The 19,701-nt window shown below is 59.5% G+C and carries 21 protein-coding genes; 4 read left to right on the top strand and 17 right to left on the bottom strand.

The window, feature by feature from the left end; genetic code table 11:
* Nucleotides 1-26 precede the first annotated feature (26 nt).
* Nucleotides 27-299 (top strand): hypothetical protein, encoded by a 273-nt coding sequence (locus tag LQ231_RS11435; RefSeq protein ID WP_230171401.1) that lies wholly within the window; start codon nt 27-29, stop codon nt 297-299.
* A gap of 18 nt (nt 300-317) precedes the next feature.
* Entirely contained in the window at nt 318-845 is a 528-nt protein-coding gene (locus LQ231_RS11430; protein WP_230171400.1) for a gamma carbonic anhydrase family protein, read from the top strand.
* 20 nt (nt 846-865) lie between these two features.
* On the opposite strand, the gene LQ231_RS11425 is transcribed toward LQ231_RS11430, so the two are convergent.
* From LQ231_RS11425 to znuC, 3 genes are read right to left on the bottom strand one after another with little or no spacing between them, the layout of a single operon-like run.
* Nucleotides 866-1,261, bottom strand: a complete 396-nt coding sequence (locus LQ231_RS11425) for a Fur family transcriptional regulator (protein ID WP_230171399.1) — start codon at nt 1,259-1,261, stop codon at nt 866-868.
* Between the two features lie 2 nt (nt 1,262-1,263).
* The gene (locus tag LQ231_RS11420) at nt 1,264-2,079 is read right to left on the bottom strand and encodes an iron chelate uptake ABC transporter family permease subunit (RefSeq protein ID WP_230171398.1); all 816 of its coding nucleotides are present in this window, start codon (nt 2,077-2,079) and stop codon (nt 1,264-1,266) included.
* Complete coding sequence (gene znuC / locus LQ231_RS11415; protein WP_230171397.1) at nt 2,069-3,007, bottom strand: zinc ABC transporter ATP-binding protein ZnuC; 939 nt, start codon at nt 3,005-3,007, stop codon at nt 2,069-2,071. The genes LQ231_RS11420 and znuC overlap by 11 nt, the downstream gene beginning before the upstream one ends.
* Nucleotides 3,008-3,110: 103 nt before the next feature.
* Here znuC and znuA point away from each other — a divergent pair, with 103 nt between their 5' ends.
* Together znuA and LQ231_RS11405 are read left to right on the top strand one after the other, a co-directional pair.
* Nucleotides 3,111-4,139: a zinc ABC transporter substrate-binding protein ZnuA gene (znuA, locus tag LQ231_RS11410; protein ID WP_230171396.1), complete on the top strand. Its 1,029-nt coding sequence runs from the start codon at nt 3,111-3,113 to the stop codon at nt 4,137-4,139.
* Between the two features lie 92 nt (nt 4,140-4,231).
* Nucleotides 4,232-5,422 carry a GTP-binding protein gene (locus tag LQ231_RS11405; protein WP_230171395.1) on the top strand — a complete coding sequence of 397 codons (1,191 nt, stop codon included), beginning with the start codon at nt 4,232-4,234 and terminating at the stop codon, nt 5,420-5,422.
* Between the two features lie 14 nt (nt 5,423-5,436).
* On the opposite strand, the gene lpxB is transcribed toward LQ231_RS11405, so the two are convergent.
* The 14 genes from lpxB to LQ231_RS11335 all read right to left on the bottom strand — a co-directional run bounded on the left by lpxB (nt 5,437) and on the right by LQ231_RS11335 (nt 19,681).
* On the bottom strand, nt 5,437-6,612 hold the full coding sequence (gene lpxB, locus LQ231_RS11400; protein ID WP_230171394.1) for a lipid-A-disaccharide synthase: 1,176 nt from the start codon (nt 6,610-6,612) through the stop codon (nt 5,437-5,439).
* Nucleotides 6,609-7,484 carry an LpxI family protein gene (locus tag LQ231_RS11395; protein ID WP_230171393.1) on the bottom strand — a complete coding sequence of 292 codons (876 nt, stop codon included), beginning with the start codon at nt 7,482-7,484 and terminating at the stop codon, nt 6,609-6,611. The genes lpxB and LQ231_RS11395 overlap by 4 nt, the downstream gene beginning before the upstream one ends.
* A 3-nt stretch (nt 7,485-7,487) precedes the next feature.
* Nucleotides 7,488-8,303 (bottom strand): acyl-ACP--UDP-N-acetylglucosamine O-acyltransferase, encoded by an 816-nt coding sequence (gene lpxA, locus LQ231_RS11390; RefSeq protein ID WP_113141265.1) that lies wholly within the window; start codon nt 8,301-8,303, stop codon nt 7,488-7,490.
* Nucleotides 8,300-8,767: a 3-hydroxyacyl-ACP dehydratase FabZ gene (gene fabZ, locus LQ231_RS11385; RefSeq protein ID WP_113141264.1), complete on the bottom strand. Its 468-nt coding sequence runs from the start codon at nt 8,765-8,767 to the stop codon at nt 8,300-8,302. The genes lpxA and fabZ overlap by 4 nt, the downstream gene beginning before the upstream one ends.
* Nucleotides 8,760-9,824 (bottom strand): UDP-3-O-(3-hydroxymyristoyl)glucosamine N-acyltransferase, encoded by a 1,065-nt coding sequence (lpxD, locus tag LQ231_RS11380; RefSeq protein WP_113141263.1) that lies wholly within the window; start codon nt 9,822-9,824, stop codon nt 8,760-8,762. The genes fabZ and lpxD overlap by 8 nt, the downstream gene beginning before the upstream one ends.
* Nucleotides 9,825-9,874: 50 nt before the next feature.
* Nucleotides 9,875-12,229 carry an outer membrane protein assembly factor BamA gene (gene bamA, locus LQ231_RS11375; RefSeq protein WP_113141262.1) on the bottom strand — a complete coding sequence of 785 codons (2,355 nt, stop codon included), beginning with the start codon at nt 12,227-12,229 and terminating at the stop codon, nt 9,875-9,877.
* A gap of 193 nt (nt 12,230-12,422) precedes the next feature.
* Entirely contained in the window at nt 12,423-13,556 is a 1,134-nt protein-coding gene (gene rseP, locus LQ231_RS11370) for an RIP metalloprotease RseP (RefSeq protein ID WP_230171392.1), read from the bottom strand.
* Between the two features lie 67 nt (nt 13,557-13,623).
* Nucleotides 13,624-14,457: a phosphatidate cytidylyltransferase gene (locus tag LQ231_RS11365; protein WP_230171391.1), complete on the bottom strand. Its 834-nt coding sequence runs from the start codon at nt 14,455-14,457 to the stop codon at nt 13,624-13,626.
* Nucleotides 14,458-14,465: 8 nt separating this feature from the next.
* The gene (locus LQ231_RS11360) at nt 14,466-15,209 is read right to left on the bottom strand and encodes an isoprenyl transferase (RefSeq protein WP_113141259.1); all 744 of its coding nucleotides are present in this window, start codon (nt 15,207-15,209) and stop codon (nt 14,466-14,468) included.
* Between the two features lie 48 nt (nt 15,210-15,257).
* On the bottom strand, nt 15,258-15,818 hold the full coding sequence (frr, locus tag LQ231_RS11355) for a ribosome recycling factor (RefSeq protein WP_113141258.1): 561 nt from the start codon (nt 15,816-15,818) through the stop codon (nt 15,258-15,260).
* Nucleotides 15,819-15,875: 57 nt separating this feature from the next.
* Complete coding sequence (gene pyrH / locus LQ231_RS11350; RefSeq protein ID WP_113141257.1) at nt 15,876-16,598, bottom strand: UMP kinase; 723 nt, start codon at nt 16,596-16,598, stop codon at nt 15,876-15,878.
* 97 nt (nt 16,599-16,695) lie between these two features.
* Nucleotides 16,696-17,622: a translation elongation factor Ts gene (gene tsf / locus LQ231_RS11345; protein ID WP_113141256.1), complete on the bottom strand. Its 927-nt coding sequence runs from the start codon at nt 17,620-17,622 to the stop codon at nt 16,696-16,698.
* A gap of 265 nt (nt 17,623-17,887) precedes the next feature.
* Nucleotides 17,888-18,655 (bottom strand): 30S ribosomal protein S2, encoded by a 768-nt coding sequence (gene rpsB / locus LQ231_RS11340; RefSeq protein WP_113141255.1) that lies wholly within the window; start codon nt 18,653-18,655, stop codon nt 17,888-17,890.
* 195 nt (nt 18,656-18,850) lie between these two features.
* Nucleotides 18,851-19,681, bottom strand: coding sequence for a cell envelope integrity EipB family protein (locus tag LQ231_RS11335; protein ID WP_230171390.1), 831 nt, complete (start codon nt 19,679-19,681; stop codon nt 18,851-18,853).
* Nucleotides 19,682-19,701: the final 20 nt, after the last annotated feature.

The raw sequence follows: 19,701 nt of genomic DNA, 5'->3' as shown, positions 1-19,701 counted from the left end.
TTTGTATCGTGTACGAGGTAGTGACTATGGCGTTGAACGAAACCCACTTCGGTCGCACAGGCGACCAGGATAACCAGGGCGAACTGGCTTCAAATCACGGCCTGCATCCACTGCATCAGGCCGCGTTCGGGCTCGCGGACCTTGGCTTCAAGCCGAAGCGGTCAAAAACGAAAGATCTCATCGGCTTGCTGCTGTGCCATGGCGCGCGGGCTTGGCGCTATTCGCAGCCAGAGGCAAAGATCCATCTCCATGTCGCCTCGCAAAGCGGTCGATTTCCGATTATTCTGCGCCTGCGCTAATTAGCGAAAGGCCTCATCATGCCGATCTACCCGCTTGGCGACCGTATGCCGCGCCTTCCCTCTCCCGGCCGTTTCTGGGTAGCGCCTGATGCGCATGTCATCGGCGACGTGACCTTGGGTGAGGATGTCGGCGTCTGGTTCGGGGCCGTACTTCGCGGCGACAATGACCCGATCATGATTGGCGCCGGCAGCAATATCCAGGAAGGCACGATGGTGCACACGGACATCGGCTTTCCGGCCCGTATCGGAGAAGGCTGCACCATCGGGCATCATGCAATCATCCATGGCTGCACGATAGGCAGCAACTCGCTGATCGGGATGGGTGCCACGATCTTGAACGGTGCCCGGATTGGCAACAATTGCCTGGTGGGTGCCAATGCACTGGTCACCGAAGGCAAGGAATTCGCCGATAACAGCCTGATTGTCGGTTCACCCGCGCGGGTTGTCCGCACGCTGGATGAGGCCGCCATCGCCGGGCTTCGGCGCTCTGCTGAAAATTATGTGCGCAATTGGCAACGCTTTGCGCGCGACCTGAGGCTCATCTAGGCCCCAGGCCTGTCTGGCCGTCAGGCGCATTCCGCGCACAGGCCGCGAATTTCGATCGTGGTTTTTTCCGCCTTGAACTTCATGCCTCTTGTGATCTCATCCAGGCGGTGGTCGATCGCGTGATCGTGGAATTCGTTCACGCGACTGCATTTGTGGCAGATCACGAAGGCGACCGTGCCATGACCGGAGCAGCCGTCATGAGGATGGGCACAGGCCACGAAAGCATTGATGCTTTCCAGACGATGCACCATGCCGAATTCAACCAGTTTCTCGAGTGCGCGATAGACCTGCAGCGGGGCGCGGAAACCGTGATCGCGCAAGCGGTCGAGCAGCGTGTAGGCCGACAAGGGACCATCGGACGCCGACAGAGCATCAAATACCAGCGACTGGTTCTTGGTCAGATCGGTTTTGGCCATGGTCATCCTCGCGAATTGGCATCTGTCGCTCTGGCGCCGGGACGGGGCAGGAGACTGATCAGGAAAAGCAGCAGAGAGGCCACGACGATGGACGGGCCAGACGGTGTGTCGTAGGTCAGGGAGCCAAAGAGGCCGATGATGACGGCAAACGCGCCGATCACCGAAGCCATGACGGCCATCCATTCCGGCGTGGACGCGAAACGCCGGGCTGCTGCAGCCGGTATGATCAACAGCGACGTGATCAGCATGATACCGACAATCTTCATGGCGATCGCGATCACCAGCGCCATCAGCAGCATGAAGATCACCCGCGCCCGTTCGGGCTGCAGCCCCTCGGCCTCGGCCAGTTCCGCGTTGACTGTAGCAGCCAACAACGGGCGCCACAGATAGGCGATTATCGCGACAACGATCGCGCCGCCGATCCAGACGAATGCGACGTCAGTCGGCGTGACAGCCAGGATATCGCCAAAAAGAAAGGCGATCAGATCGAAGCGGACCCAGGTCATGAAAGCGACCATGACGAGGCCGATCGCAAGCGTCGCGTGGCTGAGGATGCCGAGCAGCGCATCGGCGGATAGGCCCTGGCGCTTTTGCAGCACGATCAGGATCAAGGACACCAGTGCTGCGACTACGAAAACGCTGAGCATCAGGTTCAGCGAGAAAAACAGCGACAGCGCCACCCCGAGCAGAGCCGAATGCGCCATCGTATCGCCGAAATAGGCCATGCGGCGCCAGACCACGAAGCAGCCGAGCGGTCCCGTGGTCAGCGCCAGACCGATGCCGGCCAACATGGCGCGGATGAAAAAATCATCGAACATGGGCGTGCTCCTCATGGCCGGACTTGCCGTCTTCCTTCACGGGCCCATGCTCATGCTCATGCTCATGCGCGTGCACATGGTCATGGTCACCGTGATGATCGTGTCCCTCATCTGCATGCCCGTGATGATGTCCGTCGCCGGGATGGCAATGATCCGTGACCGAACCGTCGCCATGCAGCACCCTGCCATCCGGCAGATGTGTATGATCATGATCGTGGCTATAGACCGCCAAGGTGCCTCCCGCTCTGGCGCCGAAGAGCCGCATATATTCAGGGCTGCTGCTGACAGCCGCCGGCGTGCCGCGGCAGCAGACATGACCGTTGAGGCATATGACCGTGTCCGTTGCGGCCATGACCACGTGTAGATCATGAGAAATCAGAAGAATGCCGCAGCCGGTCGAATTGCGGATCGAGGTGATCAGATCGTAAAGCGCGATCTCACCGGAAAAATCGACGCCCTGGACCGGTTCATCAAGCACCAGAATGTCGGGCTTGCGGGCGATCGCGCGGGCCAGCAGCGCGCGCTGAAACTCTCCGCCCGAGAGATGCTGCACTTCTGCTTTGGCCAAATGGGCAATGCCGACAGCATCCAGCGCTGCGTCGATATCTGCCGCAGCCAGTGGGCCGGTCAGGGTCATCAGCCGGCGCACGGACAAAGGCATGGTCCAGTCAACCGCGAGCTTCTGCGGGACATAACCAACGCGCAGGCCGGGCTTGCGCTCCACCCTGCCCTCATCTGCACGGAGAACGCCGATGGCGAGCTTGGCGCTGGTCGACTTTCCCGAGCCGTTCGGGCCGATCAACGTGACGATCTCACCGGCACGAACTGAAAAATCCACGCCCCTGACCAGCCAGCGGCCATTGCGATAGACACCGGCGCCGTCGAGCGAAACAAGCGTCGATGCCTGATGATTTTCTAATGCGGACATCACATTCCCGGAAATTTGCTGTTGCGTGAAGCTATGCCACACGTTATAGCATTACGCAATCAATGTAATATTATTACATAACGAATACAATCGGAGCATCCGCATGAAACGCACCCGCATTGCCTTGGCTTGTACAACTGCAGCCCTCCTGTTTTCGCCGGCGCTGGCGATGGCCGCACCGCAGGTGGTGGTGTCGATCAAACCTGTTCACTCACTTGTTGCGTCCATCATGAAAGGCGTCGGTGAACCGACGCTGATCGTCGAGGGGGCAGCTTCTCCGCATACCTACAATCTCAAGCCGTCGAATGCGCGTGCCCTGGAGAATGCCGATGTGGTGTTCTGGGTAGGTCATGGAGTTGAAGCCTTTCTGGAAAAGCCCCTCGAAGCATTGCCCGCCAAGGCGAAAGTCGTTGAGCTCGAAGACGCACCGGGACTGGTGAAGCTGCCCTTCCGTGAAGGCGGTGCCTTCGAGGGCCATGATCACGGCGAGCACGAGCACGATGAGCATGCGCATTCCGAAGAAGGTCACGATCACGCCAAGGAAGGCCATGACCACGCAGAGGAAGCCGGACATACCGGGGAGAAACACGCCGCAGAAGAGCATGAGGAGCATGGCGGCACCGACATGCATCTGTGGCTTGATCCGGCCAATGCCAAGGCAATGGCGGCAGAAATCGCCAGCACCCTGATTGAGGTCGATCCGGACAACAAGGCACTCTATGCGGCGAATGCCAAGGCGCTGGACAGCGAGATCGATGCGCTGGATGCCGAAATTGCCGCGACTGTGGCGCCCGTCGCCGACAAACCTTTCGTGGTCTTCCACGATGCCTACCAGTATTTCGAGAAGCGCTACAAGGTGCGGGTTGCGGGCTCTGTCACAGTGAGCCCGGAGACCATGCCGGGCGCCGAGCGTCTGTCGCAGATCCGTGCAAAGATCGTTGAGCTGAAGGCCGGTTGCGTGTTCGCCGAACCGCAGTTCGAATCCAAGCTGATCGCTGTCGTCACCGAAGGCACCGATGCCAAGAGCGGCACGCTGGATCCGGAAGGCGGCGCACTCACCGAGGGTCCCGAACTCTATCCGCAACTGATGCGCAATCTTGCAACGTCAATGGCAGAGTGCCTGTCGAAATAAGATGATCCTCCCAGGTCGGCAAAGGCGGGGCTGAGGTTCCGCCTTTTTTCACATCATCATGTGTAATGTTATTACATTAATCGGAGCAAAATATGCAAAAGCTTCCCGTCACGGTCCTGTCCGGCTTTCTCGGTGCCGGCAAGACAACCCTGCTCAACCATGTCCTGGCCAATCGCGACGGCCTGCGCGTGGCGGTCATCGTCAACGACATGAGCGAAGTGAACATCGATGCGGCGCTGGTGCGCGGCGGTAATGCGGCGTTGTCGCGTACCGAAGAGCAACTCGTCGAGATGAGCAATGGATGCATCTGTTGCACGCTGCGGGACGACCTTTTGAACGAGGTCCGGGCACTGGCCGAACAGGGACGTTTCGATCACCTGCTGATCGAGGCAACCGGGATTGCCGAACCGCTGCCGATCGCCACCACATTCGACTTCCGCGACGAGAACGACCGCAGTCTATCCGATATCGCCCAGTTGGACACGATGGTGACTGTGGTCGATGCCGCCAATCTCGTGCGTGACTATTCGTCCAGCGACTTCCTCGCCGACAGGGGCGAGACCGCAGGTGACGGCGACAACCGGACCCTGGTGGATCTGCTCGTCGAGCAGATCGAGTTTGCCGATGTCATCATCCTCAACAAGGTCGGGACAGCAACCCCGGATCAACTCGACGCCGCGCGAAAGATCATTGCCGGACTGAATGCCGATGCACGCGTGATCGAGACCGATTTCGCCGAAGTTCTGCCGAAGGACATTCTCGGGACCGGACTGTTCGATCTGGCCAAGGCAGAGACGCATCCGCTGTGGTTCAAGGAATTGCACGGTTTTCGCGATCATGTGCCGGAAACAGAGGAATACGGTATTCGCTCCTTTGTCTATCATGCCCGGGCACCTTTCGATCCTGGCCGGTTCCAGGCCTTTATCAAACAGTCCTGGCCGGACGTCATTCGCGCCAAGGGATTTTTCTGGCTGGCTACACGACCGCACTATGTCGGCGAACTCAGTCAGGCAGGGCCACTGGTGCGCACCAGCCGCATGGGCCGCTGGTGGGCATCGGTGCCGAAACAGAACTGGCCGGATGATCCGGGTTTCCACAAGGCCATGGCCCCCTATCTCGACAAGGAATGGGGCGATCGCCGCCAGGAAATCGTCTTCATCGGCGCCGACCCCATGGATGAGGTGCGGCTGCGCGCCGAACTCGACGCATGCCTTGTGTCTGCGAGCCGTTTTACCCCGACGGCCTGGGAAAACATGGCCGATCCTTTTGCCGCCTGGAACTGAGCGAGACTGGCCGGTTACGACCGGCCTTTCTGCTGCAACAGTTGCATCAGAATTTCAGCACCGGCCTCACCGGCCGGTGTTTCGGTGTTCAAGCGGGACCAGACCTCATCATAGCCTGCAAGCATCGCTGCGCGCTGCGGCGTATCGGCGGACAGGCGCTCGGCCCAGCGCACCATGCTCGCCGGACGCACAACTTCATTCAGATATTCCGGCACGATGGCATAATCGGCGATCAGATTGGGAAGCGCACCCGTCCAGGTCTTGATCCGATGGCTGATCATCTTGATGATCCAGTCGGTCTTGTAGGTCGACATGACAGGCACATAGGCCAGAGCCAGTTCGAGGATCACCGTGCCAGACGTCGCAATCGCAGCATCCGCCTCGGCAAAAGCCTGCCATTTGGCGGCATCTCCGATGAGGACTTCCGGTTTGGTGGTCCAGCCAGCCACCATGTCGCGCACCCTCGCCTCCTGACGGGCGACGGTGGGCAGGAGAAACCGGGTCGGCCCGTTGCGACGAGTGAATTCCTGCATGGCCTCGCCAAAGACCGGCAGCATGCTGGTAATCTCGCTGCCGCGCGATCCGGGAAGGAGCAGGATCGTATGTGGATCGCCCTTGGCGGTTGGCCGCTTGAGCTTGCGGGCATTGCGCACCTTGACAATGTCCGGATGGCTGCTCAGCCGATGGCCAACGAAATGGGTGGGCGGACCACCGAGGCGGCGCATGACATCCGGCTCGAATGGCAGCACAGCAAGAACCGCGTCCACATATGCCAGCATCGCCGTGGCACGATATTCCTTCCACGCCCAGACACTGGGGCAGACATAATTCACCACCGGCAGGTCGGGAAGCTTTTGCCGCACCTTCTTGGCCACCCGATGAGTAAAATCGGGGCTGTCGATGATCAGCAGAATATCGGGTTGTGCTGCCACGATGGCATCCGCGGTCTTCGAAATCAGGCCGATCAATCGCAGCAGCTTGGCCAGCACCTGCGTGATGCCCATGATCGACAGTTCGGAAAAATCGAACAGCGATTTCAGGCCCTCGGCCTCCAGCGCCTCGCCACCGACGCCGATCAATTCGATCGGTCCGGCGTGGCGCGCCTTGAGCGCCGCGATCAGGTCACCGCCGAGCAGATCCCCGGAAACCTCCCCCGCAATCACAGCGACCTTCAAGGGCATGGGTGTCATTCTCCTGCTCCCTTGAGACCCCGATCGATACCAATGACAAACATGCCAGCCGCATTGGCTGCGGCGACCATGGCCTCGCGTTCGATGACCAGCGCCCTGCCGGCCTCGACCGCTATGCCGGCAAGGCCGGCAGCGCGGGCATTCTCCACTGTCGATATACCGACGGCCGGCAGATCCGCACGCACATCCTGCTGCGGTTTGCACAGCTTGACCAGCACACCCTTGCGGCGTTGCGAGATGCGCCCCTCGCCGCGCAAACGCGCGACGCGGGCCAGCATGGCATCCGTGCCTTCCACGCCTTCGAGTGCAACAATCCGTCCACCGACACAAACCGCACCCTGGCCGACATCGAGCCGGCCCAGCGTCTCTGCGGCATCCGCTGCGCGTTCGATGTCGCGCCAGTCATCGCTGGAAGGTACGATGCCGCCGATCGGCCCGGTCGTTGCCAGAAGGTCGGGCAAGATCTCGTGCGCACCGATGACGTGGCAACCTTGTGCCTCGATCAGCGAGATGACCATCTTCAGCACCGCATCATCGCCACCGGCCAGGAGCGTCCTGAGTGCCATCGGCAACTTCAGGATCGATTTCCAGTTCACATGGATTTCGCCAAGCGACGGACGCTTCTTCACCGCTCCGGACATCACGACGCGGCTGATCTTGTGTTTCTGGAAGAGAGCCGACAGTCCTGACATGTCGCCAACACCAACGATTGCCGAATCGAAATCGTCCCAGATGGGATCAGCTTCGTTCTTCAGCCGCAGAATAAAGGGGTTTTCGCCAGCCTCGCGCGCCGCTTCGGCAAGAAAGAGCGGCAGCTTGCCGCTGCCCGCAATGATCGCCAGACGGCCTTCGGTTGCCCCGGCCAGTGCCATGCCTCAGCTCTTGCCGCGGAACGGGGACGACAATGCCCGGTCGCTTTCCGCCGCGATAAAGTCGAGAATTTCAATCGCCTGCGGGCAATCGAGATACTCGTCGCGGATTGCCTCGGCATTCTTGCGCGCAGAGCCCTCGCCTTCGAAAATCTGCTTGAAGGCACGGCGCACGACGTGAATTGTCGCCCGTTCGATGCCTGCCCGGGTCATGCCGACAACGTTCAGTCCACCAAGGATGCCCGGATTGCCATTCAGCATGCCATAAGGAATGACGTCGTAGGCAACCGCAGACAGTCCGCCGATAAAGGCCTGGCGGCCAATGCGGGTAAACTGGTGGACGGCGGCCCCACCGCCGAGAATGACGCGATCCTCAATCTTCACATGACCGGCAAGCATGACATTGTTGGACATGATGATGTGATCACCAAGTATACAGTCATGCGCAACATGCGAATTGGCCAGAAACAGGTTGTTGCTGCCAACCACCGTCTTGCCGCCGCCATCGACCGTGCCGGCATTCATCGTCACGCCTTCGCGCATGGTGCAGTTGTCACCGATACTGAGCGTGGTTTCCCCGCCCGTGTGATGAATGCTCTGTGGCTCGCCACCAATCACCGCGCAGGAAAAGATCCGCGCATTTTTCCCGATCGTCGTTCGACCGTTGACCACAGCGTTCGATTGCAGTTCACAGCCATCGCCGAGGATGACGTTCGGACCGACATAGCAGAAAGGCCCAATGCGCACATTTTCACCGATCTGGGCGCCGTTTTCGACGACGGCCATCGGGTGAATCACGGCACTTGCTGCAATGTGGCTCATTTCGCATCCTTGCGCATGATCATCGCGCCGATATCGGCTTCCGCTGCAAGGGCGCCATCAACCTTGGCTTCACAGTGGAATTTCCAGATATTGCCACGCTGCTTCTGCTTGACGACATGGAACTCAACGCGGTCGCCAGGAACAACGGGTCTGCGGAAGCGGGCATTGTCGATGGTCATGAAATAGACGAGGTTGCCGCCCTCTCCCTGCTTGCGCGCGCAAATGGCACCAGCGGTCTGGGCCATGCCTTCAACCAGCAGAACACCGGGCATGATCGGCGAATCCGGGAAGTGGCCGGTGAAATGCGGCTCGTTCGCGGTCACATTCTTGATCCCGATGGCGGAATCATCACCGTTGATCTCGATGATCTTGTCCACCAGCAGGAACGGATAGCGGTGGGGCAGAAGCTTCATGATCTCGAGGATATCAGCCGATCCCAATTCGCTGGTCGCGATGTCAGTCATTGCTGGTTCCTTTTTCCTTGGCGCGGGCGTCGTAGCGGCTCAGCGTATCGGCCACCTCGCGCAGATAATCCTTCATTGGGCGGGCCGGAACACCGCCATAACGCTCACCGGGCGGGACATCCGACAGAACACCGCTCATCGCCGCGATCTGGGCACCGTCACCGATCGTGATATGTCCGTTGACGCCACAGGCGCCTCCAATCATCACCCCGTCCCCGATGCGCGTGCTGCCGGCGATGCCGACCTGGCTAACGATGCCGCAGTGGCGACCGATGCGAACGTTGTGACCGATCTGCACCAAATTGTCGATCTTGGTGCCTTCACCGATCACCGTGTCGTCCATCGTGCCACGGTCGATGGTCGTGTTGGCGCCAATCTCAACATGGTCCTGGATGATGACGCGTCCGACCTGAACAATCTTGATCATGCCACGCGGTCCAGGCGCATAGCCAAAACCGTCCTGCCCGATGCGCGCGCCGTTGTGGATGATGACATTGTTGCCGATCAGGGCGACCTGAACGGTGGCACCGGCTGCAATGGTGCAATCACGGCCGATGCGAACGCCAGCACCGATCACTGCACCGGCGCCGATCCGGCTTCCCTCGCCGATCTCGACATCGGCACCGATGACAGCCATCGGCTCCACTTCGACACCGGGTTCCAGACGCGCGGTCACATCGACAAAAGCTGCCGGCGAAATCGCCATGGTTTCGCTTGTCATGCGCGACGGACGCATCGCCGGCGGATGAAACAATGCCCCAGCGAGAGCAAAGGCCATCGCCGGTGTCTTGGTCAGCAGGACGGGAATGTGGTCAGGGATCAGCGACAACAGCGCCTTGTCGCAGAAGATCGCCGAAGCCTCGCAGGTCTTCAACTCTTCCTTGCTACGCCGCGACAGGATGTAACAAACATCGCCTGCCTTGGCGCGAGATACCGGTGAAACGGATCCGACGATCCGCTCACCAGCCTCTGCATTCTGCAACTCCGCCCCCGTGTGTGCCGCAAGCATTGCAAGCGTCACCCCGGTATGGGGCGGAAAGAAATGATTATGTTCCATCAGAAAACGCTCCAGAACGTCAACCTGTCAGCAGTTCTGGACCGCCAGTCTTAGAACTGGTTCGCCATGCTGAAGCGGAATTCCTGTACTTCGTCGAAGTCTTCCTTGGCAACCGGAACCGCGTAATCGAGGCGCAGGGCACCAAAAGGCGAATTCCACAGGATACCAGCACCGACCGATGCGCGGATGGTCAGATCCGTGCCGACGACCCCTGCACTGTTCGAGACATCGTTACCGTAGAGGGTACCGGCGTCTGCGAAGACTGCGCCGCGGAAGTTCAGATCCTGCGGGATCAGCGGCATCGGGAAGGTCGCTTCAGCGGAGGCTGAGAAATAGGTCGTGCCACCGATCGAATCGCCGCCAATGCGCGGACCGATACCGTCATTCTCGAAGCCGCGGATTTCCTTGCCGCCGATCTTGAACTGGTCGAAGACGTTCAGATCACCATTGGTCGGCATCACATGACCCGCCGAGGCTGCAATCGAACCGACCAGGTCGTATTCGTCAGACAGCGTGTGGTACATGCGGGCACGGCCGTAGAGCTTGTAGAAGTCGGAGTCGCCGCCGAGGCCGGCATATTCCTGCGTGACGCTGACAAACAGGCCATCATGCGGGTTCTGGCGGTCGTCCACTGTGTTGTAAACAAACGTGTTGCCGAGGATCGACTGCTTCCACGGGCTGCCATCGATCAGGTCGATGTAGGGCGCAGCAAGCTGGTCGTCGCCGCCACCCGAAACACCATCGGCACCGTAAGCGCCATCATTGATGTACTCGAGTTCCTTGTAGGTATAGCGGATCGTGGTCGCCAGATCTTCGGTGATCGGCGCGGTCACGCGGATGGTTCCGCCCTGCTCTTCGTAATCGTAGTTCGAATTGCTGCTGGTCGAGCTCTTGAAGAGATCGAAACCGGCGGCCAGACGATAACCGAGGAAATAAGGCTCGGTGAACGAGAAGTTGTAGGTCTGGGTATCGTCGAAGCCGCCACCGGCAGCGACGCGGATGAACTGACCACGACCGAGGAAGTTCTTTTCCTCAACAGAGGCTTCCAGAACCAGACCACCATCGCCAACGGAATAGCCGGCACCAACACCGAACGAACCGGTCGGCTGATCCTGCACATCGACAATCACGATGACGCGGTCAGATGCGCTGCCGGCCTGGGTCGAGATGTTGACCGACGAGAAGAAGCCGAGCGCTTCCAGACGACGCTTGGCACGAGAAATGGTTTCCTGATTGAAGGCATCGCCTTCGGAAATATCGAATTCGCGACGGATGACGAAGTCACGGGTACGGGTGTTGCCGCGAACCTCGATGCGCTCGACATAGGCGCGCTCACCCTGGTCAACCAGATAGGTCACACCGATGGTATTTGTCTCGAAGTTGCGGTCACCGCGCGGAACAACGCGGGCGAACGGATAGCCGGCAGCCGAGACCCGGCGCGAGATGGCTTCCATCGACTTCTGCACATCGCGAGCGCTGTAGGTGCTGCCCGGATTGGTCTCCAGCAGGACCTCGAGATCCTTGCCATCAATGCCGTCAACCGTGGATTCCACCGCAACATTGCCGAACTTGTAGCGCGCACCTTCATCAACGGTGATGTTGATGACATATTCGTTGCCGGCTTCGTTCAGCGTCGCTTCCGACGAAATGACACGGAAGTCTGCATAACCATGGTTGTAGTAGAACTGGCGCAGCACCTCTTCATCGGCGCGCAGCTTGTCCTCGTTGTAGACATCCTTGCGGGTCAGGAAGGACAGCATGCCCGATTCCTTGGTGTTCAGCACGGATGCCAGACGACCATCGGAATAAGCATTATTGCCCACGAAATTGATCTGGCTAATCTTCGTGCGCTCACCTTCGTTGATCACGAAAGCGAGGTTCACGCGACCTTCGGCGACCGGAACCACCTGCGTGGTCACATCGATATCGCTGCGACCGATCGCGGCATAAGCTTCCTTGATGCGCTGGATGTCAGAGCTGATCAGTCCATCGCTGTAAGGACCCATCGGCTGCGTCTGAACCAGGCCGACCAGCTTGTCGTCCTTGATCTTGCGGTTGCCGTTGAACACGACCTGATTGATCAGCTGGTTTTCCACCACCGTCACCACCAGTGTGCCGCCGGAAACAGAAATACGGACATCGGAGAAGAAACCGGTCGCATAAAGCTGCTTGACCGATTCATCGATGTCGGCGTTCGAGAAACTCTGGCCCGTCTTGATCGACAGGTTTGAGCGAACAGCCTCGGCACCAACGCGCTGGGCGCCACGCACATCGATATTGCGAACCACTGCGGCCTCGGCTGCTACAGCCGATACAAGTACGGCAACACCCGCTCCCGAAGACACGATACCAGCAGACAGCGCGACCGCCGATACTGCGTTCAAAAATCTTGAACCAGCCTTCATGTGTATACTTTACCTTCTTCAATTGTCCCGCAGCCGTACCCCGACTCCGGCCCGTGTGTGGTTTTAACGGGTTTTACCCTACAAGCAAGTGCGGACGTTAATTTCTGTTTACTTCATTTCAATCAGTGGCCTAATCGCCACTACGAGTTTGAAACAGCGTAAACAAATGGTTTCTCGCCATACAGTTCAGGCCTCATCCGATCAACCGGCTAATGTCATTCCAGGTCGCAAAAACCATCAGCGACAGGATCATTGCCAATCCGATACGAAAGGCGATTTCCTGGGCGCCGGGGCCGACTGGTCTGCCGCGCACTGCCTCAATCGCGTAGAGAACCAGATGCCCGCCGTCAAGGACCGGAACTGGCATCAAATTCAAAAGCCCCAAGGAAACAGAGAGAACGGCGGCTAGATTTAACAGAGCGATAACACCCAGCGTCGCCATTTCACCGGACGCCTGGACAACCCGGACCGGACCGCCCAACTGATCAGCATTCATACGGCCGGCAATCATGTTGCCGATGTAGTCGAATGTGCCGGTGATGATGTGACCGGTCTGGCGGAAACCCTCCCAGACGGCCTGAAGCGGCGACAGCTCGATGGTGCGGAAGTTGCCGGAACTTTGATTGGTGACAATGCCGATCTGGCCGACTTCCATCTCATTGCCGAAGCTGTCGGCGATCACCGCGCGGCGCGGCACCATGTCGAAAACGACTTCGTTTTCCGCCCGGCGGACCGTCACCTTGACGGGCAGTTCGGGCCGCATGCTGATATAGCGCACGACTTCGTCGAAGGTTTCGATGCGCCGACCATCCAGGGCGACCAGAACATCACCCGGCTTGACGCCGGCCGCTTCGGCAACGCTGCCTGGCTTCAGTTCGGCAACGACTGGGTCTGCAACCGATTTGCCCATGGTTGCGAACATGACGGCGAAAATGAATATGGCGAGAATGAAATTGGCGATCGGACCGGCGGCGACCGTGATCGCGCGCTTCCACAGGGCTGCACCGCTCAGCGTCTGCGCCTTCTCTTCATCGGTCAATTCGCGGAGTTCTTCGCTGTCCGGCCGGCTGGCCGCATCGGCATCACCAAAGAACCGGACATAGCCGCCAAGCGGAATAGCCGAGATCTTCCAACGGGTTCCGTGCTTGTCCGTGAAGCCGACCAACTCCGGTCCGAACCCGACGGAAAAAGCCAGGACACGAATGCCAGACCAGCGCCCCGCCAGGTAGTGGCCAAGCTCATGGATGAAGACGAGAAGCGAGAGAATGACGATATAGGGAAGGATATACCCGCCGAGAAAGCCGAAGACTGTGGTGATGTGATCCATGATCCGTTTCCAAACGGCACAAGGCCGCGAAAGGTTAAACGTCAGTCCCGCCGCGGTCGGCCATCATTCAGATGCCGAACAGGAAGGCTCCCAGAGAGACTACCGAGCCGCTGCCACTGGCAGAAAAGCCAACAGCTAGAAAGAATGCCGCAAAGCAGGCAAATACAAGGCCGTCAACACGATCCATGACGCCACCGTGTCCTGGAATCAGATTGCTCGAGTCTTTGACACCAAACCGACGTTTGATGAAGGACTCGAAAAGATCGCCGATCTGGCTCGACACCGACAGGGCCAGCGCCACGGTCAGGATCCAGATGCCGACATCCTGAAAATGCATCAGCGCGACAATCATTCCGCCTGCAACACCCGCGACTGTTCCGCCGATCGCACCCGACCAGGTCTTGCCGGGCGAGATCCGTGGCGCGAGTTTGGGTCCACCAATCGCGCGGCCGACGAAATAGGCGAGAATGTCGGTCGACCAGACAACGACGAAGACAAAAAGCATGGCGACGAAACCGAGTGAATCCTCACCGCGGATCGCCGACAGCGCAATCGCGCTCAAGCCGGAATAGAAGATGCCGCCCACCTGCCACCAGCTCCAGCGGCCGAAAATGGACAGGAGCGCTGCGGTAACGACAAGACCGGCAAACAGCGGGACAGTCAGATCCGCCGGGCCGAAGACAAGGTTCAGAGCAATCAGCGCCATCGAGAACCAGCCGAATGCATGACCACGCAGGTTATGCTCGGCGAGCTGTGTCATTTTGGACCACTCGTAGTACACGAGCAGCCCGATGACAGCCGCCAGAACACGGAATGCGATGCCGCCGATCCATGTCGCCGCCAGAACGACGAGGATCAGCACGATGGCGGAATAGATGCGAAGCGTCAGTTCTCGGGACATTCGGGCCATCACGAACCGATCGCCACGGCGGTGGGTGCAAGCCCGCCGAAACGCCGGTCGCGTGCCGCAAACCGTTCGAGCGCCGCGTGAAAGAGTTCCGCAGTGAAATCCGGCCAATATTCCGGTACGAACATCAATTCGGCATAGGCAGCCTGCCAGAGCAGAAAATTCGACAACCGCTCCTCGCCGCTGGTCCTGATGATGAGGTCCGGATCGGGGATGCCAGCCGTATCGAGACTGTCGTTTAGCTTTTGCGCGTCTATTTGCTCCGGCTTCAAACGCCCCGCCTGCACTTCGGACGCTAAGTGGGCCGCGGCACGCGCAATCTCGTCGCGCGCGCCATAGTTGAAGGCGATGACCAGCGTGAGGCCGGTATTGGAGGCGGTTGTGTCTTCAGCCTCCAGCAGAAGATCGCGGATGTCGTCGCGTAGCCGGATGCGATCACCAATCACCCGAATACGGACATCGCCACGGTTCAGTTCGGCAAGGTCGCGACGGATGAATGCTTTCAGCAAGCCGAAAAGCTCGTTGACCTCTGCCTCGGGACGACGCCAATTCTCGGAAGAAAAAGCGAACAAAGTCAGGAAGCCGATGCCTGCATCGCGCGCCGCGCGCACAGTGTCGCGCACGGCTTCGACACCCTTGCGGTGCCCCAGAGCTCGCGGCAGGCCTCGCGCATTGGCCCAGCGACCGTTGCCATCCATGATGATCGCAACATGCTCCGGAGCGGCGCGATTTTGTGCTGTCGACATGTGCTTCAGGTCCAAGCGGCAATACAGATCCAGATACGCAAATGCATCCTAAACCTGCATGATTTCCTTTTCCTTCTCGGCGAGCAAGCGGTCGACGTCAACAATCGTGTCGTCGGTCATCTTTTGCACCTTTTCGGACTTGGAACGACTTTCGTCTTGGCCGATCGTACCATCTTTTTCGGCTTTCTTCAGGCCTTCCATGCCGTCGCGGCGAACGTGGCGGATGGCGACCTTGGCCTTTTCGGCATAGTCATGCGCAACCTTGACCAGCGACTTGCGGCGCTCTTCGTTCAGTTCCGGCAGAGGAATACGCAGGTTCTGACCATCCATGATCGGGTTGAGGCCGAGATTGGCTTCACGGATCGCGCGGTCAACAGCGTTGACCATCGACTTATCCCAGACCGAAATGCCGAGCATGCGCGGCTCAGGCACCGTCACGTTGGCCACCTGGTTCAGCGGCACGCGCGAACCGTATGCATCGACGGTAACCGGATCGAGAATATTGGCCGAGGCACGGCCGGTGCGCAGCGACGCGATGTCGTGCTTGAAGGCATTGATGGCGCCGTCCATGCGGCGCTTCAGATCGTTGAGATCAACCCCTGCAGTCATAATGGTTCTCCCATTGGTCTTGTAGCCGACGGCTCTTCGGAGCGCGCCCTGGCCATTTCAATTGTCGGTGACGATGGTCATCAGACCACGTCCCGAGAGGATCTCGCCGAAACCGCCCTTTTCGTGGATGGAAAAGACGATAATCGGAATATGATTTTCACGGGCCAGCGCAACGGCGGCCACGTCCATGACAGCCAGTCCCTTCTGCAGAACTTCATCATGGGTCAGGCGATCGAAGCGGGTTGCTGCCGGGTCTTTCTTCGGATCGGCAGAATAGATGCCGTCGACCTGGGTGCCCTTGAAGATCGCCTGCGCACCCATTTCGGCGGCGCGAAGTGCTGCGGCGGAATCGGTGGTGAAGAACGGATTGCCGGTGCCACCGGCGAAGATCACCACCCTGCCCTGCGACAGATGATGGATGGCGACGCGCTGTGAAAAACTCTCGCAGATTTCCGGCATGGCGATGGCCGACAGCACGACGGTATCGATGTCGAGCTTGCGCAGCGACGTTGCCAGCGCCAGCGCATTGATGACGGTGGCCAGCATGCCCATGTGGTCACCGGTGACGCGGTCGCCACCCTTCGACGCAACGGCCACACCGCGGAAAATATTGCCGCCGCCAACAACAACACCCACTTCGACGCCCATGGCGCGCGCTTCGGCAATGTCGCTCGCAATCCTGTCGGCAACCGCGACATCGATCCCGAATCCCTGGCTGCCCATCAGGGCCTCGCCGGAGCACTTCAGGAGAACGCGTTTGAACAATGGTTTGGCAGTCATGGAAGCTCCCGAATTCAACTCTGAGCCGGATACACGAAGGGCACCGCGTTGTCACGCGATGCCCGATGTTTTCCCTAAAGAAGGATGGCGTTTGCGATCAGCCCTTGGCGACAGCAGCAACTTCCGCTGCGAAGTCGCTTTCTTCCTTCTCGACGCCTTCGCCGAGGAGAAGACGTGCCATGCCGGTGACTTCGATCGATGCGCCGGCTTCCTTTTCGGCAGCCTTGATCGCATCGCCGACCGTTACGTCAGGATTGATCACGAACGCCTGCGACAGAAGAGCGACTTCCTCGAAGAACTTACGCATGCGGCCTTCGACCATCTTTTCGATGATCGCTTCCGGCTTGCCGGATTCGCGCGCCTGCTCGATGAAGACGTTGCGTTCGCGCTCGGCGACAGCAGCGTCAACTTCTTCGGCGCGGATGGCGAGCGGGTTAGTCGCAGCGATATGCATGGCAACCTGGCGGCCGATCGAGGTCAGGACGGCCTTGTCGCCTTCCGACTTCAGGGCAACCAGAACGCCGAGCTTGCCGATGCCGTCGCCGGCAGCGTTGTGCACGTAGGTCGCAACAACACCATGCGCAACTTCGAGCTTGGCAGCGCGGCGGAGCGTCATGTTCTCGCCGATGGTTGCGATTGCATCCTTGATCGTATCGGCAACCGGCTTGCCGGATGCCGGGTAGGTTGCGGCCGAAATGGCTTCAACCGAACCATCGGTCGACAGGGCAACGTTGGCAATGCCGCGGACGAGCTCCTGGAAGGCATCGTTACGGGCAACGAAGTCGGTTTCCGAATTGAGCTCGACGATCACGGCCTTGTGGCCGGCGCCGGCAATGGCGATCAGGCCTTCAGCGGCGGTACGGCCGGACTTCTTGTCGGCCTTGGAGATGCCCTTGGCGCGCAGCCAGTCGATCGAGGCTTCGACGTCGCCGTTGTTCTCGATCAGAGCCTTCTTGCAATCCATCATGCCTGCGCCGGACTTCTCGCGCAGTTCCTTTACCAGTGCTGCAGTGATTTCAGCCATTGTGTGCCTCTTGTCTGTTCAGGCGGTGCACCAATCATCCGCGGGACTCATGGACTGCACCCTGTTTGGGGGACGAAATGTACCCGGAAGTGTGACAACGTGATGAAGCGGGTCACCACGGAAACAATCTGCCGTCTTCGATGGCCCGCTCTCACGCAGAAAGCAGAGGCCGGAAGAACGGAAGCCGCCCGTCGCTCAACGAGCTTGCGGGCGGCCGTTCCCTGTTCGGGAAGTCGCGGCGGAATTCAAGCCGCCGCGTGAAGCATCAAGCTTCGGATTCAGCTTCGAGAGCCGGCTCGATCGGGGTTTCGGCAGATGCGCCGATATCACGACCGGAAGCGCCCTGCTGGCGAGCGATGCCGTCGATGGCAGCGCGTGCGATCAGGTCGCAGTAGAGAGCGATGGCGCGCGAAGCGTCGTCATTGCCCGGGATTGCGTAGTCGATCAGGTCCGGATCGCAGTTCGAGTCGATCACGGCTACAACCGGGATGCCGAGGCGCTTGGCTTCGTCGATCGCGATCTTTTCCTTGTTGGTGTCAATGATGAACATCAGGTCCGGCGTGCCGCCCATGTCCTTGATACCGCCGAGAGCCTTGTCGAGCTTTTCGCGTTCGCGCTCAAGGTTCAGGCGTTCCTTCTTGGAATAGCCGGAAGCGTCCGAAGCGAGAATTTCATCGAGCTTGCGCAGGCGCTGGATCGAGTTCGAAATGGTCTTCCAGTTGGTCATCATGCCGCCGAGCCAGCGGGAGTTGACGTAATACTGGGCCGAGCGCTTGGCGCTGTCAGCGATGATTTCCGACGCCTGGCGCTTGGTGCCGACGAACAGAACGCGACCGCCGCGAGCAACGGTGTCGGACACGACCTGCAGGGCGCGCGACAGCATCGGAACGGTCTGAGCCAGGTCGATGATGTGGATGTTGTTACGATCGCCGAAGATGTACGGCTTCATCTTCGGGTTCCAGCGGTGAGTCTGGTGACCGAAGTGAATGCCAGCTTCGAGAAGCTGACGCATAGAGAAATCGGGCAATGCCATGCCTAGTTATCCTTTTCCGGTTGAACCTCCGCAAGGCGAACAGCACCCTCTTCGAGAATGCCACCGGGCGGAACGATCCGGATTTCTCCCGGACAATCCCAAGCCTTACGTGTGGAATGATGCCGCCCATACAGCGACGCGCACGAGAAATCAAGCACTATAAGCAGAAAGCGCGCGTACACGCTGTCTGATACACTATTTGCATTCACCGTCGGTCTTGCCGAGCAGTTCCAGCTTGGTCAGCTTTCCCGAGAGGATGAAATCACCATAGTCCAAGGTCAGGTCGCGGGTGACACCGTTCTCGTACAGCTTGAAGGACTGGCTATAGATCGGCAGCTGGTCGCCCTTCGCCTTTTCGTCGAAATAGGCAATCGAGACCGGCCAGTAGTCGGCACCGGCCAGCGGTTCGACTGCCTTGACTTCGGGATCGGCACCGGTCGCCTTTTGCGGCGCACCGACGACCGTGGTGGTCAGGAACGTCTGATCGCCGTCTTCGGAACCGTCGAAGATACGCGATTCGAAGACGCGCTCACCCTTGCGGGCCAAGGCGATCACTTCAAGCATGTGCTCGGCGGGGAAACGACTGTCGGCCAGCTCAACAGCGCGCTTGTCCGGCCCGGTGAGCTCGATCTGGACCTTGCCGCCTGCCTCGGCAGCGGCGCCCGTGACATCCTTGTCGAGCTGGTCATCGGTGAAGGACTTGTTGTCGAAGCGGAACTTGCCGCCCGCGACATCCTCGAAGGTCGAGCTGCGCTGGTCGGTCACGCGAACGCCGTCGCCGACATCGATGCGGGTGACAAAACGGAACTGGGTGTTGTAGCCCTTGCAGGTCGATCCGTTGAATTCGTAGACCATGCGCCCGCGCACGCTTTCAATGCCGGAGCGGTCTGAGGCTTCCTTGAGAACGACGTCGTAGACGGCACGGTGGGGCGCCAAGCCGATCACGCCTGCGGCTTGCACGGGACCAAGCCCCATGCATGACGCAAGGGTGGCTGTGGCGACAAGGGCCATGCGGGAACGAAACATCGATCACCTCCTGTTGGACT

This window comes from Rhizobium sp. CECT 9324, assembly GCF_918741265.1.
GTDB lineage: Bacteria > Pseudomonadota > Alphaproteobacteria > Rhizobiales > Rhizobiaceae > Allorhizobium.
The sequence above is the reverse complement of the archived record's forward strand: the minus strand, read 5'-3'. Positions and strand labels throughout refer to the sequence as shown.

Bases quoted from the DNA above. Each gene is read 5' to 3' on its own strand.
- LQ231_RS11430 (WP_230171400.1), top strand. From the start codon at position 318: ATGCCGATCTACCCGCTTGGCGACCGTATGCCGCGCCTTCCCTCTCCC.
- fabZ (WP_113141264.1), bottom strand. From the start codon at position 8,767: ATGACTGACATCGCGACCAGCGAATTGGGATCGGCTGATATCCTCGAG.
- tsf (WP_113141256.1), bottom strand. From the start codon at position 17,622: ATGGCTGAAATCACTGCAGCACTGGTAAAGGAACTGCGCGAGAAGTCC.
- LQ231_RS11420 (WP_230171398.1), bottom strand. From the start codon at position 2,079: ATGTTCGATGATTTTTTCATCCGCGCCATGTTGGCCGGCATCGGTCTG.
- bamA (WP_113141262.1), bottom strand. From the start codon at position 12,229: ATGAAGGCTGGTTCAAGATTTTTGAACGCAGTATCGGCGGTCGCGCTG.
- lpxD (WP_113141263.1), bottom strand. From the start codon at position 9,824: ATGGAACATAATCATTTCTTTCCGCCCCATACCGGGGTGACGCTTGCA.
- znuC (WP_230171397.1), bottom strand. From the start codon at position 3,007: ATGTCCGCATTAGAAAATCATCAGGCATCGACGCTTGTTTCGCTCGAC.
- rpsB (WP_113141255.1), bottom strand. From the start codon at position 18,655: ATGGCATTGCCCGATTTCTCTATGCGTCAGCTTCTCGAAGCTGGCATT.
- LQ231_RS11365 (WP_230171391.1), bottom strand. From the start codon at position 14,457: ATGTCCCGAGAACTGACGCTTCGCATCTATTCCGCCATCGTGCTGATC.
- LQ231_RS11360 (WP_113141259.1), bottom strand. From the start codon at position 15,209: ATGTCGACAGCACAAAATCGCGCCGCTCCGGAGCATGTTGCGATCATC.
- LQ231_RS11425 (WP_230171399.1), bottom strand. From the start codon at position 1,261: ATGGCCAAAACCGATCTGACCAAGAACCAGTCGCTGGTATTTGATGCT.
- rseP (WP_230171392.1), bottom strand. From the start codon at position 13,556: ATGGATCACATCACCACAGTCTTCGGCTTTCTCGGCGGGTATATCCTT.
- znuA (WP_230171396.1), top strand. From the start codon at position 3,111: ATGAAACGCACCCGCATTGCCTTGGCTTGTACAACTGCAGCCCTCCTG.
- pyrH (WP_113141257.1), bottom strand. From the start codon at position 16,598: ATGACTGCCAAACCATTGTTCAAACGCGTTCTCCTGAAGTGCTCCGGC.
- lpxB (WP_230171394.1), bottom strand. From the start codon at position 6,612: ATGACACCCATGCCCTTGAAGGTCGCTGTGATTGCGGGGGAGGTTTCC.
- lpxA (WP_113141265.1), bottom strand. From the start codon at position 8,303: ATGAGCCACATTGCAGCAAGTGCCGTGATTCACCCGATGGCCGTCGTC.
- LQ231_RS11335 (WP_230171390.1), bottom strand. From the start codon at position 19,681: ATGTTTCGTTCCCGCATGGCCCTTGTCGCCACAGCCACCCTTGCGTCA.
- frr (WP_113141258.1), bottom strand. From the start codon at position 15,818: ATGACTGCAGGGGTTGATCTCAACGATCTGAAGCGCCGCATGGACGGC.
- LQ231_RS11435 (WP_230171401.1), top strand. From the start codon at position 27: ATGGCGTTGAACGAAACCCACTTCGGTCGCACAGGCGACCAGGATAAC.
- LQ231_RS11395 (WP_230171393.1), bottom strand. From the start codon at position 7,484: ATGGCACTGGCCGGGGCAACCGAAGGCCGTCTGGCGATCATTGCGGGC.
- LQ231_RS11405 (WP_230171395.1), top strand. From the start codon at position 4,232: ATGCAAAAGCTTCCCGTCACGGTCCTGTCCGGCTTTCTCGGTGCCGGC.